Origin of the sequence: Pseudomonas sp. P97.38 (genome assembly GCF_001269745.1) — a bacterium.
Classification (GTDB): Bacteria; Pseudomonadota; Gammaproteobacteria; order Pseudomonadales; family Pseudomonadaceae; genus Aquipseudomonas; species Aquipseudomonas chlororaphis_E.
On the sequence record NZ_LHVJ01000024.1, the window covers coordinates 111574 to 127261 of the forward strand.

At 63.3% G+C, this 15688-nt stretch carries 8 protein-coding genes and 2 pseudogenes; 5 read left to right on the top strand and 5 right to left on the bottom strand.

Features of this window, described 5'->3' with window-relative positions; genetic code table 11:
• Window positions 1-40: 40 nt before the first annotated feature.
• The 3 genes from AD664_RS18465 to putP form a co-directional block, all read right to left on the bottom strand.
• Window positions 41-778 (bottom strand): DUF4123 domain-containing protein, encoded by a 738-nt coding sequence (locus AD664_RS18465; protein ID WP_047736094.1) that lies wholly within the window; start codon window positions 776-778, stop codon window positions 41-43.
• Window positions 775-2832: a type VI secretion system tip protein VgrG gene (locus AD664_RS18470; protein ID WP_047736095.1), complete on the bottom strand. Its 2058-nt coding sequence runs from the start codon at window positions 2830-2832 to the stop codon at window positions 775-777. The genes AD664_RS18465 and AD664_RS18470 overlap by 4 nt, the downstream gene beginning before the upstream one ends.
• A 306-nt stretch (window positions 2833-3138) precedes the next feature.
• Complete coding sequence (gene putP, locus AD664_RS18475) at window positions 3139-4623, bottom strand: sodium/proline symporter PutP (RefSeq protein ID WP_042727908.1); 1485 nt, start codon at window positions 4621-4623, stop codon at window positions 3139-3141.
• 460 nt (window positions 4624-5083) lie between these two features.
• Between putP and putA the strand changes: the two genes are divergently transcribed.
• Complete coding sequence (gene putA / locus AD664_RS18480; RefSeq protein ID WP_047736096.1) at window positions 5084-9037, top strand: trifunctional transcriptional regulator/proline dehydrogenase/L-glutamate gamma-semialdehyde dehydrogenase; 3954 nt, start codon at window positions 5084-5086, stop codon at window positions 9035-9037.
• 243 nt (window positions 9038-9280) lie between these two features.
• Window positions 9281-11083 (top strand): acyl-CoA dehydrogenase, encoded by a 1803-nt coding sequence (locus AD664_RS18485; protein WP_047736097.1) that lies wholly within the window; start codon window positions 9281-9283, stop codon window positions 11081-11083.
• A gap of 135 nt (window positions 11084-11218) precedes the next feature.
• Here AD664_RS18485 and AD664_RS18490 read toward each other — a convergent pair whose 3' ends face one another.
• Window positions 11219-11521: a cell division protein ZapA gene (locus AD664_RS18490; protein WP_042727911.1), complete on the bottom strand. Its 303-nt coding sequence runs from the start codon at window positions 11519-11521 to the stop codon at window positions 11219-11221.
• The gene (locus AD664_RS18495) at window positions 11518-11748 is read right to left on the bottom strand and encodes a hypothetical protein (protein WP_042727912.1); all 231 of its coding nucleotides are present in this window, start codon (window positions 11746-11748) and stop codon (window positions 11518-11520) included. The genes AD664_RS18490 and AD664_RS18495 overlap by 4 nt, the downstream gene beginning before the upstream one ends.
• Window positions 11749-12069: 321 nt before the next feature.
• On the opposite strand from AD664_RS18495, the pseudogene AD664_RS28245 reads away from it, so the two are divergent.
• The 3 genes and pseudogenes from AD664_RS28245 to AD664_RS18505 all read left to right on the top strand — a co-directional run.
• A pseudogene (locus tag AD664_RS28245) lies at window positions 12070-12726 on the top strand (MCP four helix bundle domain-containing protein); the annotation flags it as partial.
• Window positions 12727-13029: 303 nt separating this feature from the next.
• Window positions 13030-13629 (top strand): annotated as a pseudogene (locus AD664_RS28250) (methyl-accepting chemotaxis protein); the annotation flags it as partial.
• Window positions 13630-13939: 310 nt separating this feature from the next.
• Complete coding sequence (locus AD664_RS18505) at window positions 13940-15682, top strand: potassium/proton antiporter (protein ID WP_042727914.1); 1743 nt, start codon at window positions 13940-13942, stop codon at window positions 15680-15682.
• Window positions 15683-15688: the final 6 nt, after the last annotated feature.

Here is a 15688-nt window from a genome sequence, read left to right on the forward strand (position 1 = left end):
CTGCGAAGGGCGACGAGTTTACCTTGAAGTGCGCCGAACGTCAGGGTTCGCAGCCGAGTGGGCGGTCCCCCAGTTCGAGCGCCAAAAATTGCAGCAATGCCGCCTTCAGCGGTTGCCCGGGCGCCTTGAGGAAATGCGCAACCTTGCGCCGCAGGATGCGCTCGTCAACCTGCTCGAACAGGTCCGGGTGCGCTTCATCCAGCCACCTGAGCAGGTTATCCAGCAGGCAATCGCTCGACCCATCAGCCAATGACCTGAGCAACGCCTCCGGCACCGTCCACCATGGGAACGCCCGAGCCTCACACCGGGCATTGCCTTGCAGCGCCAGCGGCTGGCCATTGATCAGACAGCGGCTGAGCACCGGCAGCAACACGGCGGCATCAACGTGCGCCGATTGCAGGATCGGCCGCACGAAGCGCCCATCCCAGAAGCGGAAAAATACCGCCTTGGCGTCGGGCAACAACACCTGTGTCAACCCGCACAGATGTTCGGCAACCCTTTGCTGGCTGGCAGAAGACACCGCCAGCCAGCCCCAATCGAGCGCATCGGTGGTCGCTATCCAATCAAGAAACTCACTGTCCGGAGTGACAAGCCCTACATATGGCATGACCGATTCCCACTCGGCGTACGGCGTGCCCGCCCAGATCGGGCTTGCCGGCGTGGTCATCGAGCGCTTCCAGGCAGACAGCGGCCCTGCGCCGCTGGCGTTGCTGACGACGGCGAACAGTTGCTCGGATGCCCGCAACGGGTGGTCTCGGAGCCAGGCACGGGGCGTCATGGGCGCACCTGGAAAACAGCGGGCCCATGAAGGTCCGGCGGCATGCTGCAAACGCCCATCCGGCATCGCTCACATTCTTCACAGAACGGCGCCTGGCCTTGCAAGCTCAGGATTTGCCCAAGACTCAGCCGAGGAGCCGCGGCGGCGAGCGGGCTCTCAGGGCCGCGGGAAACGCCAGGCGCCGCGCCCATCACGGCCATCGGCGCGCCGCCCACTTCGATGGGCACGCTACTGAATATCCCGCCGGCACCGATATTGATCCAATGACCACCGGCCTGGATCGTCGCACTGACGCCGGCATCCAGCACCACCTGCTGGCCGGCACCGACATGGTATTGCTGGGCAGCACTGAGGGCCTGGCTGGTCACGTGGATATGCCGTTCGCCGATCACCCGCAAGTGATCGTCCTGACGGACTTCAACCTGGCGCCGGCCGTGGGTCGTGCGCAGCTCATCAGCCTTGAGCTCGTGCCGCGACGCCCCCGTGACCACGATGCTGCGCTCGTGATCGACTTGCACCCGCTGGTCATGCAAGACGTGCTGGGTCCAGTCGCGCTGGGCGCGCAGATAGATTTCCTCGGCGCCCTTGCGGTCTTCGATACGCAATTCGTTGTAACCACCGCCTCCCGGGCTGCTCTGGCTGCGCAGGATGCTGCGGGTCTTGTCCGCCGGCAGGTCCAGCGGCACCGGGTTGGCGCCGTTGGGCAGGCAACCCACCACCAACGGCTTGTCTACGTCACCGTCGATGAATCCGACCAGCACTTCCATGCCAACCCGAGGGATCATCACCCCGCCATAGCGATCATGGGCCCAGCCGGAGGCCACGCGCAGCCAGCAACTGGCATGCTCATCGCCCTGGCCGTCGCGGTCCCAGACCAGTTGCACCTTGACCCGCCCGAACGCATCGCAATGGATCTCGCTGTCGACAGGCCCGGTCACCACGGCTGACTGGTAACCGTGGGCACGGGGCTTTTCCTGCGCCAGGGGCGGACGGTAGAGCACATCCCAGGGCGTGGCATGGAAGGTGTTGCGGTAGCCTTGGAAATCCTCCAGGCCGTCATCGCTCGCGTCCTCCAGCACCTGTGGCTGGCGGCCATGATGGGTGATGGCCGTGAGCAACCAGAGATCGTTCCACGGCGCGCGAGGATGGCCCTGTATGTGCAGGAAGTGCCCGCTGGCCAGGGCTCGCTGGTCACTGTGCCCTTGCGCCAGTTGGTAGTCGGCGCCGTGGCGCTCGAGTGCACGCTGGGCCAGGTGCCGGCCCTGCTCGCGATCGGCAAACTGGCCGGGGTAGCGATAGTCCTCCAGCGCCGGCAGTTGCTGGCTGTCGACATCAGCCTGCAGCACCAGCCCGGGCTTGCGAAAGTCGTGGTCGCGCAACGTCACGGCAGTGGTCCGGGCTTCGAGCCGCACCGCCAGGCGCATGATCGTCGGCTCGCTGGCCGCCATGCCATTGCCCGGCAGATAGCGCGTCGGCTCGGGCAAACGGGGAAACACCGTCTGATCGTCGCCAAACACCAGCAGATGGCCGCCGGGGCTGTGCCGGAAGTGATAATGGATGCCCACCTCGGCACAGAGCCGTTCGATGAAGGCCAGGTCGCTCTCGGCGTACTGCACGCAATACTCACGCTCGGGGTACTGGCCACCGAGGCTGAACTGGAATGCATCGCCCTGGATACCGTGCTCACCGAGGATCCGGGCGACGATCGCCGGCACGCTCAGGTGCTGGAAAATCCGTTGATTGATGCGGTGACGCAGGTAGGCGAGGCGCGGCACCAGCGTGATCCGGTAACGGGTCAGGCGCTTGCCCGAGTCGCCCTGGGCCACGCTGTAGACCTGGCCGTGAAGACCCCGGCCATGATCGTCTAGCCCCAGGAAGGCCTGGCGGTGCAGGAGTTCTTCCAGGGCCAGGTCGGGCCGCTCGCTAACCAGCTCCAGGTCAACGCGATAGGGCTGGCTGATGGCTTCCTTGCCTGTGAATTCCAGCACCTTGAGCGCATGGGGCACGCCGTCGAGCGTCAGGGTGAAACGGGGCAAGTGGGCAGGTGCGACCATCCGATGTCCCTCTGCTGAATGAAGGCTGGCGATTCTGCACGAACCATCGGGTGAACAACCCCCTCACCCGGAAAAACAGATTTGCCCTACGACCTAGACGTAGAAAAAGCCGCGAGACAGGCAGTATTTTCCGATAGACATTCTTCAACGGTGGGAGCGAGCCTGCTCGCGAAAGCGGCGCCCCCTTCAACCCGGCTCCATGCACCGCCCCTGGACACCCGCCATAAAAAAACGGCCCGCCTCCACAAGAGACGGGCCGTTTTGCGATACAACCTTCAGCCAGCCATCAAGGCTTCGCTGAACACCTTACTGGTTCAGGCGGAAATCTTTCTCGGCCGCTTCGAAGCGCTGCAGCATACCGGTGGTAGGCGAGCCCATCTTGCTGACGAAATAGATGGCCAGGCTGGCGAAAATGAAGCCCGGGATGATTTCGTACAGGCCCAGCAGCTCGAAGTGCTTCCAGACGATCACGGTAATCGCGCCCACCAGGATGCCGGCCAATGCGCCGTTACGGGTCATGTTTTTCCAGATCACCGAGATCAACACCACCGGGCCGAACGCGGCACCGAAGCCGGCCCAGGCGTAGCTCACCAGGCCCAGCACGCGGTTATTCGGGTTGGCCGCCAGGGCAATGGCGACCAACGCCACCAACAGCACCATGGCCCGGCCGACCCAGACCAGTTCCAGCTGGGAAGCGCCCTTGCGCAGGAAAGTTTTGTAGAAGTCTTCGGTCAGGGCGCTGGAGCACACCAGCAACTGGCAGCTCAGGGTACTCATCACCGCCGCCAGGATGGCGGACAGCAGGACACCGGCGATCCATGGATTGAACAGCAGCTTGGCCAGCTCGATGAACACGCGCTCGTGGTTCTCGGTCACAGGACCTGCCACCTCAGGGTGAGCCGAGAAATAGGCAATCCCGAAGAAGCCGACCGCCACGGTGCCGCCCAGGCACAGGATCATCCAGGTCATGGAGATGCGACGGGCGTTGGCGATCGACTTGACCGAATCAGCGGCCATGAAGCGCGCCAGGATGTGCGGCTGGCCGAAGTAACCCAGGCCCCAGCCCATCAGCGAGATGATGCCGATGAAAGTGGTGTTCTTCAGCATGTCGAAAGACGCAGGGTCTTTCGCCTCGATGGCCAGGAACGTGGTGTCCACGCCACCGGTGGCCAGCAGCACGATGATCGGCGTCAGGATCAACGCGAAGATCATCAAGGTGGCCTGGACGGTATCGGTCCAGCTCACGGCCAGGAAACCGCCGACGAAGGTGTAGGCAATGGTCGCGGCAGCGCCGGCCCACAGCGCGGTCTCGTAGGACATGCCGAAGGTGCTCTCGAACAGACGGGCACCGGCGACGATGCCGGAAGCGCAGTAAATGGTGAAGAACACCAGAATCACCACGGCGGAGATGATCCGCAGCAGGCCGCTCTTGTCTTCGAAACGGCTGGCGAAGTAGTCCGGCAGCGTCAGCGCGTCACCGTTGTGTTCGGTCTGTACCCGCAGCCGCCCGGCCACGAACAGCCAGTTCAGGTAGGCACCGACGATCAGGCCGATGGCGATCCAGCTTTCCGAGAGGCCCGACATGTAGATGGCGCCCGGCAGGCCCATCAACAACCAGCCACTCATGTCGGAGGCACCGGCAGACAGGGCCGTGACTACGCTGCCGAGGCTGCGACCGCCCAGGATGTAATCGGAAAGGTTGTTGGTGGAGCGGTACGCCATCAGGCCGATCAGGACCATGGCTGCGATATAGATCACGAACGTGATCAGGGTTGGATTGCTAACACTCATGAATAACGCCCTGGCTTTGTTTTTATGTTGCGGTGGCAGAGGCAGGCGTCGACCACACGAACAGTATGGCGACGATTGGCAGGCCCGCGAATGTATGACCGATGTTTCCCCAGGAAAGCCATCGGCGGATGCTCCTCGGTCGAAACCGGTTGCACCTTGGCGGCGAATCCTATTCAAGAAACGAAATTAGGTGCAACCAGTTTCGCTCGAATAAGTTGCACCTGATCGGTTTTATCGGAAAAACACCAGGTTTTGCGCCGTTTTAGTGCAAAGGCGACGGCGCAATCGGAGCATCGGGCACCAATAAAGTGCAACACCAGCAAATCGGAGATTCTTTCCTGATGAGCTGCCGAGTATTTCATCCAAAAAAGGGTTGCACCCGGTTGCACCTCATTCGGCGCGCAGCTAATCTTGCCGCCAGCTGATGCCACGCGATCGTGGCAAACATGAGGATAAAAATATGGCTACCACTACCCTCGGGGTCAAACTCGACGACCCGACCCGCGAACGCCTGAAGGCCGCCGCAACCTCGATTGATCGCACGCCCCATTGGCTGATCAAGCAGGCAATTTTCAATTACCTGGAGAAACTCGAGGGTGGTGCAACCCTGACCGAGCTGAACGGTTCGACCCGTGCCGACAGCGACGATGCCGGTGAGGTCCAGGCCGACCACGCCCACCAATGCTTCCTCGAATTCGCCGAAAGCATCCTGCCGCAATCGGTGCTGCGCGCGTCCATCACCGCAGCCTACCGTCGCCCCGAGCCGGAAGTGGTGCCCATGCTGATCGAGCAGGCCCGCCTCCCCGCGCAAATGGCCGAGGCCACCAACAAGCTGGCCGCGTCGATTGCTGAAAAACTGCGCAATCAGAAGAGTGCCGGCGGACGTGCCGGGATTGTTCAGGGCTTGCTGCAGGAATTTTCCCTGTCGTCCCAGGAAGGCGTGGCACTGATGTGCCTGGCCGAAGCCCTGTTGCGGATCCCCGACAAAGGCACCCGCGACGCGCTGATCCGCGACAAGATCAGCACCGGCAACTGGCAGCCGCACCTGGGCAACAGTCCTTCGCTGTTCGTCAACGCCGCCACCTGGGGCTTGCTGCTGACCGGCAAGCTGGTCGCCACCCATAATGAAGCAGGCCTGACGTCGTCCCTGAGCCGCATCATTGGCAAAAGCGGCGAGCCGATGATCCGCAAGGGCGTCGACATGGCTATGCGCCTGATGGGCGAGCAGTTCGTCACCGGCGAGACCATTGCCGAAGCCCTGGCCAATGCCAACAAGTTCGAGACCAAGGGTTTCCGCTATTCCTACGACATGCTGGGTGAAGCGGCACTCACCGAGCACGACGCCCAGAAGTACCTGGCCTCGTACGAACAAGCCATCCACTCGATCGGCAAGGCGTCCCACGGCCGTGGGATTTATGAAGGCCCGGGTATTTCCATCAAGCTCTCGGCCCTGCACCCACGCTACAGCCGCGCCCAGTACGAACGCGTCATGGACGAGTTGTACCCGCGCCTGCTGTCGCTGACCCTGCTGGCCAAGCAATACGACATCGGCCTGAACATCGACGCCGAAGAAGCCGACCGCCTGGAGCTGTCCCTGGACCTGCTCGAGCGCCTGTGCTTCGAGCCGCAACTGACCGGCTGGAACGGCATCGGCTTCGTGATCCAGGCGTACCAGAAACGCTGCCCGTATGTGATCGACTACGTGATCGACCTGGCCCGCCGCAGCCGTCACCGCCTGATGATCCGCCTGGTAAAAGGCGCCTACTGGGACAGCGAGATCAAGCGTGCCCAGGTCGAAGGCCTGGAAGGCTACCCGGTGTACACCCGCAAGGTGTACACCGACGTTTCCTACATTGCCTGTGCCCGCAAGCTGCTGTCGGTGCCGGAAGTCATCTACCCGCAGTTCGCCACCCACAACGCCCATACCCTGTCGGCCATCTACCACATCGCCGGACAGAACTATTACCCGGGGCAGTATGAGTTCCAGTGCCTGCACGGCATGGGTGAACCGCTGTACGAGCAAGTTGTAGGCAAGGTTTCCGAAGGCAAGCTGAACCGTCCGTGCCGCGTGTACGCTCCAGTCGGCACCCACGAGACACTGCTGGCCTACCTGGTTCGTCGCCTGCTGGAAAACGGCGCCAACACCTCGTTCGTCAACCGCATTGCCGACCAGTCCATCTCGATCCAGGAACTGGTGGCCGACCCGGTCGCCAGCATCGAGCAGATGGCGACCCTGGAAGGTGGTTTCGGCCTGCCGCATCCGCGCATCCCCCTGCCGCGTGACTTGTACGGCAGTGAACGCGCCAACTCCAGTGGCATCGACATGGCCAACGAGCATCGCCTGGCTTCGCTGTCCTGCGCGCTGCTGGCCACCGCTCATAACGACTGGAAAGCCGCGCCGATGCTCGGTTGCGCCGCCAGCGAGCAGACCCCGGCACCGGTGCTGAACCCGTCCGATCATCGCGACGTGGTTGGCCATGTCCAGGAAGCCACCGTCGCCGATGTCGACAACGCCATCCAATGCGCCCTCAACGCCGCGCCGATCTGGCAGGCCACGCCACCGGCCGAACGCGCCGCGATCCTGGAGCGTGCCGCCGACCTGATGGAAGGTGAGATCCAGCCATTGATGGGCCTGCTGGCCCGCGAGGCCGGCAAGACCTTCGCCAACGCCATCGCCGAAGTGCGTGAAGCGGTGGACTTCCTGCGTTACTACGCGGTGCAGGCGCGCAACGACTTCACCAACGACGCCCACCGCCCATTGGGCCCGGTGGTCTGCATCAGCCCGTGGAACTTCCCCCTGGCCATCTTCAGCGGCCAGGTGGCGGCCGCCTTGGCCGCGGGCAACCCGGTCCTGGCCAAGCCCGCCGAACAAACCCCGCTGGTGGCGGCACAGGCCGTGCGCCTGTTGCTCGAAGCCGGCATCCCCGAAGGCGTCCTGCAACTGCTGCCGGGCCGCGGTGAAACCGTCGGCGCCGGCCTGGTGGGCGACGAGCGGGTCAAAGGCGTGATGTTCACCGGTTCCACCGAGGTCGCTCGCCTGCTGCAACGCAACATTGCCGGTCGCCTGGACAACCAGGGTCGCCCGATTCCACTGATCGCCGAAACCGGCGGCCAGAACGCGATGATCGTCGACTCCTCGGCCCTGACCGAACAAGTGGTCATCGACGTGGTGTCCTCGGCCTTCGACAGCGCCGGCCAGCGCTGCTCGGCCCTGCGGGTCCTGTGCCTGCAGGAAGATTCCGCCGACCGCGTCATCGAAATGCTCAAGGGCGCGATGGCCGAGTCGCGCCTGGGCAACCCCGAGCGCCTGTGCGTGGATATCGGCCCGGTGATCGACGCCGAGGCCAAGGCCGGCATCGAGAAACACATCCAGGCCATGCGCGACAAGGGCCGCACGGTGTACCAGATGGCACTCGCCGACAGCGACGAGTGCAAGCGTGGCACCTTTGTCATGCCGACCCTGATCGAGCTGGAAAGCTTCGACGAATTGCAGCGCGAGATCTTTGGCCCAGTGCTGCACGTGGTGCGCTACAAGCGCAAGGAGCTGGACCAGTTGATCAACCAGATCAACGCCTCCGGCTATGGCCTGACCCTGGGCGTGCACACCCGCATCGACGAGACCATCGCCAAGGTGATCGACAACGTCCACGCCGGCAACGTCTACGTGAACCGCAACATCGTCGGTGCCGTGGTCGGCGTGCAGCCGTTCGGCGGCGAAGGTCTGTCGGGCACTGGGCCGAAAGCCGGTGGTCCGTTGTACCTGTACCGCCTGTTGTCGACTCGTCCTACCGACGCGATCCAACAGTCCTTCGTACGCAGCGATGCCCTCAATGCACCGGACCTGCGCCTGCGCGACGCCATGAGCAAGCCGCTGACCGCCCTGCAAGCCTGGGCCGAGAGCCACAAGCTCGCCGAACTGAGCGCCCTGTGCGTGCAGTTCGCGGCCCAGTCGCAAAGCGGCATTACCCGCCAGCTGACCGGCCCGACCGGCGAACGCAACAGCTACGCGATCCTGCCGCGCGAACACGTGCTGTGCCTGGCCGACGTGGAAGGCGACCTGCTGACGCAGCTGGCGGCCGTGCTGGCGGTGGGCGGCTCGGTGGTGTGGCCGGAAACCGACACGAGCAAGGCCTTGTTCGCACGCTTGCCGAAGGACATTCAGGCGCGCATCCAGCGGGTTTCCGACTGGACCAAAGACGACGTGGTGTTCGACGCCGTCCTGCACCACGGTGACTCGGATCAACTGCGCAGCGTTTGCCAGCAAGTGGCCAAGCGTGCCGGCGCCATCGTCGGGGTCCACGGCCTGTCACAAGGGGAAACCGGCATCGCGCTGGAACGCCTGGTGATCGAACGCGCCCTGAGCGTCAACACCGCGGCGGCGGGCGGCAACGCCAGCCTGATGACCATCGGTTAAGCCGCTGCAAGCCAGGCGCCCGCAATGGGTGCCTGGCCATCGAAATCCCCTGTGGGAGCGGGCTTGCTCGCGAAGTCGGTGTATCAGTCGACATCTATCCGTCTGATACACCACCTTCACGAGCTAGCCTGCTCCCACCAGGGATTAGTGTCCCCCTCGCCCCTCCATCACTGTCATCAATCATCCTGTTCAACCTCTATTCCCACACCTAGACTCGGCCCATTCCAAACAAGGTAGGCCGCCATGTCCGAGACGTTGCTCAGTTCCCGCAATCTGGCTTTCGAGCTGTATGAAGTCCTTGATGCCGAGGGCCTGACCCAGCGCGAGCGGTTCGCCGAACACAATCGCGAGACCTTCGACGCCGCCATCGGCACGGCCCGCAGCATCGCCGAAAAGTACTTCGCGCCACACAACCGCAAGAACGACGAAAACGAACCCCGTTACGAAAACGGCCAGGCCGTGCTGATTCCCGAGGTGAAGCCGGCGGTGGACGCGTTCCTGGAAGCGGGCTTTCTGAACGCCGCACGCAGCTTCGACGCTGGCGGCATGCAATTGCCGACGTTGCTCTCGCAAGCCTGCTTCGCGCATTTCCAGTCAGCCAACGCCGCGTCCACTTCTTATCCGTTCCTGACCATGGGCGCGGCGAACCTGATCGAGAGCTTCGGCAGCGAGGAGCAGAAGCAACGCTTCCTGCAACCGATGATCGACGGCCGCTTCTTCGGCACCATGGCCCTGACCGAACCCCATGCGGGCTCGTCGCTGGCGGATATTCGCACGCGAGCGGAGCCGGCAGCCGACGGCACCTACCGGCTCAAAGGCAACAAGATCTTCATTTCCGGCGGCGATCATCCGTTGTCGGAAAACATCGTGCACATGGTCCTGGCCAAACTGCCGGACGCCCCGCCGGGGGTGAAGGGCATCTCGCTGTTCATCGTGCCCAAGTTCCTGGTCAATGACGACGGCAGCCTCGGCCAACGCAACGATGTGCTGCTGGCCGGGTTGTTTCACAAGATGGGTTGGCGCGGCACCACCTCCACGGCGCTGAACTTCGGCGACAACGGCGAGTGCGTCGGTTACCTCGTCGGGAAACCGCACCACGGCCTGAGCTATATGTTCCAGATGATGAACGAGGCCCGGATCGGCGTCGGCATGGGCGCGGTCATGCTCGGCTACGCCGGTTACCTGTATTCCCTCGAATACGCCCGCGAACGTCCGCAGGGCCGGGTCCCCGACAGCAAGGACCCGACCACCGCCCCGGTGGCGATCATCCAGCACGCCGACGTGCGCCGCATGCTGCTGACCCAGAAGGCCTACGTCGAAGGCTCGTTCGACCTCGGCCTGTACGCAGCGAGGCTGTTCGACGACACCACCACCCTCAAGAGCGAAGTCGAGCGCCGGCAGGCCCATGAATTGCTGGACCTGCTGACGCCCATCGTCAAATCCTGGCCCTCGGAGTTTTGCCTGAAGGCCAACGAACTGGCGATCCAGATTCTCGGCGGCCATGGCTACACCCGCGAATACCCGGTGGAACAGTATTACCGCGACAACCGCTTGAACCCGATCCACGAAGGCACCCACGGCATTCAGTCCCTGGACCTGCTGGGGCGCAAACTGGCGCAGAACGGCGGCGCCGGTCTCAAGCAACTGATCCGCCTGGTGGCCGACACCACCGAGCGCGCCCAGGCACACCCGTCGCTGACGCCGTTGCGCCAACCACTGGAAGCCCTCGTGGCGCGCCTGCAGACCGTCACCCTCGGGCTGCTGACAGACCTGGCCCAGGGCAAGGTCAACAGCAGCCTGGCCAACTCGGCGCTGTACCTCAAGGTGTTTGGCCATATGGTGATTGGCTGGCGCTGGCTGGAACAGGCGATTCGCGCCGAGGAAGGCCTCGCCAGAGGCACTGCGGTGGACCAGGACTTCTATAAAGGCAAGCTGCAGGCGGCGCGCTACTTCCTGACGTGGGAGGTGCCGGGTTGTCATCATGAATTGGCGTTGCTTGAAGCGCGGGATGGGACTTGCCTGGAAATGCGGGATGAGTGGTTCTGAGGCTGGGGGCGCTTTCCAATTCTCTGGGGAGTGAGCCTGCTCACGAAGGCGGCCTTAAAGCCGACCTGTTCTTGAGTGAACGCATTTCCCCTGTGGGAGCGGGCTTGCCCGCTCCCACAGGAATCATCGAACCCTTCAGGCCTGCTGAATGGTTTTGGAAATGACATCCACCGTGGCGCTGACCTGCTCCTGGTACCGCTCAAGCTCCGCCTGATGCTGCTTCTGCATATCGATCTGCTGCGAACACAGGTTCATGGCCGCCAGGACCAACAAGCGATCACCGATCAGCGTCGGGTATTTGCGCTTGGTATCGGCCAGCGCAGCCTTGAGCATCGCGGCCGCGTCCAGCAAGGCCTGTTCCTGCCCGGCCGGAGCCTTGATCGAATAATCCTCTCCCAGGATCGAGATGACCGTCACCCCCTCGGCGCCGTGCCTCATGCGCTGACAGGACCGGCGCTGGCGCGCTCGATCAAGGCCTGGATGCGGGCGGCGGCGGTGCCGTGCAGTTCTTCCTGCTCCATCAGGCTCAGTTGCAGACTCTCGTTTTCATCCTTGGCCCTGGCGAGGTCCGCGCTCAGGGTTTCGTTCAGGCCAGTGAGGTGGCGATTCTGTTGCACCAGGTCATTGACCAGTTGCTCCAGCTGGCTGAGGGATGTTTCCAACATATTGATTTCCAGGGTTTTTCAGGGGGCGCGTACGATAAAGAAAAGTCATCGGCGACGCCACGGTTACGGGCAGCGGTGCTTCGCTGACGAGTTTTAGAGACTGCGATTCAGGGATCTGGTTCCTACCCTTCGTCGCGCCACCGCCCTTGAGCCGCGACAAAAGCCCGCAGCGCCCTCAAGACTTCAGGTGCATGACCGATAAGTCCGGTATATCCGTCACAGCCCGCACGGAAGCGCTTCCATCCGGTACTTTCCATGTCTCTACGTAATATGAATATCGCCCCGCGGGCGTTCCTGGGGTTTGCCCTGATCGGCGCCCTGATGCTGATCCTCGGGGTGTTTGCCCTGGCCCAGATGAGCAAGATCCGCACGTCCGGCGAGAACATCGTCCAGAACAGCGTGCCCAGCATCAAGGCCCTGGACGAGTTCACCCAGCTCACCTTGCGCCTGCGGGTGCTGTCCTATCGTCTGCTGGTGAACCGCGAACCGGACATCCAGCAAAAAACCTACGAGCTGTTCGAACAACGCAACCAGCAGATCCGGGCCGCCCAGGCCACCTATGAAAAGCTCATCAGCGCCCCGGAAGAACGGGCCGCCTACGAGCAATACGTGCAACTGCTGGGGCAATACCGTCAGCTCGAAGAGCGGATGAAGACCCTGTCGCGCAATAACCAGATCGATGAGCTGCGCACGCTGCTCAACACTGAGCTGCTGACCAATTCCGATGCCATCAACGTGGTGATCAACCGCCTGATGGAGATCAACAACCAGCAGGCCGAGCACCTCAACCAGAGCGCTGTGCAACAGTATTCAACGGCGTTCACCTGGGTCGTCGCGCTGCTGGTCATCGCCACCGGCCTGACCCTGCTGTTCGCCTGGCTGCTGACCAACAGCATCACCCGGCCGATTGGCAGCGCGCTGCAAGCCGCCGAAGAAATCGCCAAGGGCAACCTGACCCGGCCCGTGCTGGTCGATGGCAGCGACGAAGCCGGTCGCCTGCTGCGGGCGATGGCGACCATGCAGGACAAACTGCGCGACACCTTGCAGCGCATCTCCGGCTCGGCCACGCAACTGGCCTCCGCCGCGGAAGAACTCAACAGCGTCACCGACGAAAGCGCCCGTGGCCTGACCCTGCAAAACAACGAAATCGAGCAGGCCGCGACCGCGGTCAACGAGATGACCAGTGCCGTGGAAGAAGTGGCCCGCAATGCGGTCAGCACCTCCGAGGCCTCTAAGAATGCCACCACCTCCGCTGGCGATGGCCGCGACCTGGTGCAGGAAACCGTCGGTGCCATCGAACGCATGAGCGCCGATGTGCAAAGTACCGCGACGCTGATCGGCAACCTGGCCGACGAATCCCGGGACATCGGCAAAGTACTGGACGTGATCCGCGGCCTGGCCGATCAGACCAACCTGCTGGCGCTCAACGCGGCCATCGAAGCCGCCCGTGCCGGTGAAGCCGGTCGTGGTTTCGCCGTGGTGGCGGACGAAGTGCGCGCCCTGGCGCATCGCACCCAGCAGTCGACCAGCGAAATCGAACGCATGATCGGCAGCATCCAGAACGGCACCGAACAGGCCGTGGATTCGATGCGCAACAGCACCGAGCGCGCCGAGTCGACCCTGAACATCGCCCGCGGCGCCGGCCTGTCCCTGGACACGATCAACACCGCCATCGTCGAGATCAACGAACGCAACCTGGTGATCGCCAGCGCCGCCGAAGAACAGGCGCAAGTAGCTCGTGAAGTCGACCGCAACCTGGTGAACATCCGCGACCTGTCGGTGCAATCGGCCACCGGCGCCAACCAGACCAGCGCCGCCAGTGCCGAACTGTCGCGCCTGGCCGTCGACCTGAACAGCATGGTGGGGCGCTTCAGTCTTTAAGACCCTATCTGCCTTTGTGGCGAGAGCTTCCTGTGGCGAGGGGATTTATCCCCGATCGAGTGCGAAGCGCTCGCCATCGATTTGTATGGCAGCAAAGATTTTGGGGCTGCTTCGCAGCCCAACGGGGATAAATCCCCTCGCCACAAAGGGCAGTACCAATCCCATGGCCGCAGATGGCTATCCAAGGTTTCATCGCTCCCTCGTTCAAAAGCTTTTTTGACAGCAGCGCATTTCAACAGGTTAGAATCGCTGGCACGCAGACTGCATGGTCAGTCTGTGTCAGCCCTTAAGCTTTTCCGGAGTACTGCCTTTGACTGCGACGACCATCAACAGCCTGTTCTTGATCGGCGCGTTGCTGGTGAGTGCGAGCATTCTGGTCAGTTCTCTTTCGTCCCGCCTGGGCATCCCGATCCTGGTGATCATCCTGGCCGTGGGCATGGCAGCCGGTATCGACGGCGCCGGTATTCTGTTCGACAACTACGCCACGGCCTACCTGGTCGGCAACCTCGCCCTGGCTGTCATTCTCCTGGACGGCGGCTTGCGCACGCGGGTCTCGAGCTTTCGGGTGGCGCTCTGGCCGGCGTTGTCGCTGGCCACGGTAGGCGTGCTGATTACCACTGGGCTGACCGGCCTGGCGGCGGCGTGGCTGTTCAACCTCAACCTGATCCAAGGCTTGCTGATCGGCGCCATCGTCGGCTCGACCGACGCCGCGGCGGTGTTCTCGCTGCTGGGCGGCAAGGGCCTGAACGAGCGGGTCAGCGCCACCCTCGAGATCGAGTCTGGCAGCAACGACCCCATGGCGGTGTTCCTGACCGTCACCCTGATCGGCATGCTCGCCAGCGGCGAAACCGGCCTGCACTGGAGCCTGCTCGGACACTTGGTGCGCGAGTTCGGCATCGGTGCGGTACTCGGCCTGGGCGGTGGCTGGTTGATGCTGCAATTGGTCAACCGTATCCACCTGGCCAACGGTCTCTACCCGATCCTGGTGATCAGCGGCGGCCTGGCGGTATTCGCCCTGACCAACGCCTTGCACGGCAGCGGTTTCCTCGCGGTGTACCTGTGTGGCCTGGTGCTGGGCAACCGCCCGGTGCGCAGCCGCCACGGCATCCTGCACATGCTCGACGGCATGGCCTGGCTGGCCCAGATCGGCATGTTCCTGGTGCTGGGGTTGCTGGTCACGCCCCACGACCTGCTGCCGATCGCCCTGCCCGCCCTGGGCCTGGCCCTGTGGATGATCCTGTTCGCCCGCCCGTTGTCGGTGATGGTGGGCCTGCTGCCGTTCAGGGCGTTCCACGGTCGCGAGAAAGCGTTCATTTCCTGGGTCGGCCTGCGCGGCGCGGTGCCGATCATCCTGGCGGTGTTCCCATTGATGGCCGGCCTGCCCCACGCCCAGCTGTACTTCAACCTGGCGTTCTTCATCGTGCTGGTGTCGCTGCTGGTGCAGGGCACCAGCCTGCCATGGGTCGCCAAGTTGCTGCATGTCACTGTCCCACCCGAGCCGCTGCCGATTTCCCGGGCCGCACTGGAAGTCCACGTCACCAGCGAGTGGGAGCTGTTCATCTACCGCCTGGGCAAGGAAAAATGGTGCATCGGCTCGCCCCTGCGAGACCTGAAAATGCCCGAAGGCACCCGCATCGCAGCGCTGTTTCGCGGCCAGCAACTGCTCCATCCGTCGGGTAGCACGGTGTTGGAAGTCGGTGATTTGCTGTGTGTCATCGGCCACGAACACGACTTGCCGGCCCTTGGCAAACTGTTCAGCCAGGCACCGCAACGGGGCCTGGATCTGCGCTTTTTCGGCGACTTCGTACTGGAAGGAGATGCCCAGTTGGCTGCGGTTGCGGCGCTGTACGGGCTGAAGCTCGACGGCATCGATCCGGACATGTCCCTGGGCCGTTTCATTGCCCAGAAAGTTGGCGGCGCGCCGGTGGTCGGCGACCAGGTGGACTGGAACAATACCCTGTGGACCGTCGCGGCCATGGACGGGAACAAGATCGGCAAAGTGGGCGTCAGATTCCCCGAAGGAAGTCGCCCGGGTCCCGGCTTGTTCCTCTAAACTGCT

Coding starts and splice junctions, on each gene's coding strand:
- AD664_RS18465 (WP_047736094.1), bottom strand. CDS start 778: ATGACGCCCCGTGCCTGGCTCCGAGACCACCCGTTGCGGGCATCCGAG.
- AD664_RS18470 (WP_047736095.1), bottom strand. CDS start 2,832: ATGGTCGCACCTGCCCACTTGCCCCGTTTCACCCTGACGCTCGACGGC.
- putP (WP_042727908.1), bottom strand. CDS start 4,623: ATGAGTGTTAGCAATCCAACCCTGATCACGTTCGTGATCTATATCGCA.
- putA (WP_047736096.1), top strand. CDS start 5,084: ATGGCTACCACTACCCTCGGGGTCAAACTCGACGACCCGACCCGCGAA.
- AD664_RS18485 (WP_047736097.1), top strand. CDS start 9,281: ATGTCCGAGACGTTGCTCAGTTCCCGCAATCTGGCTTTCGAGCTGTAT.
- AD664_RS18490 (WP_042727911.1), bottom strand. CDS start 11,521: ATGAGGCACGGCGCCGAGGGGGTGACGGTCATCTCGATCCTGGGAGAG.
- AD664_RS18495 (WP_042727912.1), bottom strand. CDS start 11,748: ATGTTGGAAACATCCCTCAGCCAGCTGGAGCAACTGGTCAATGACCTG.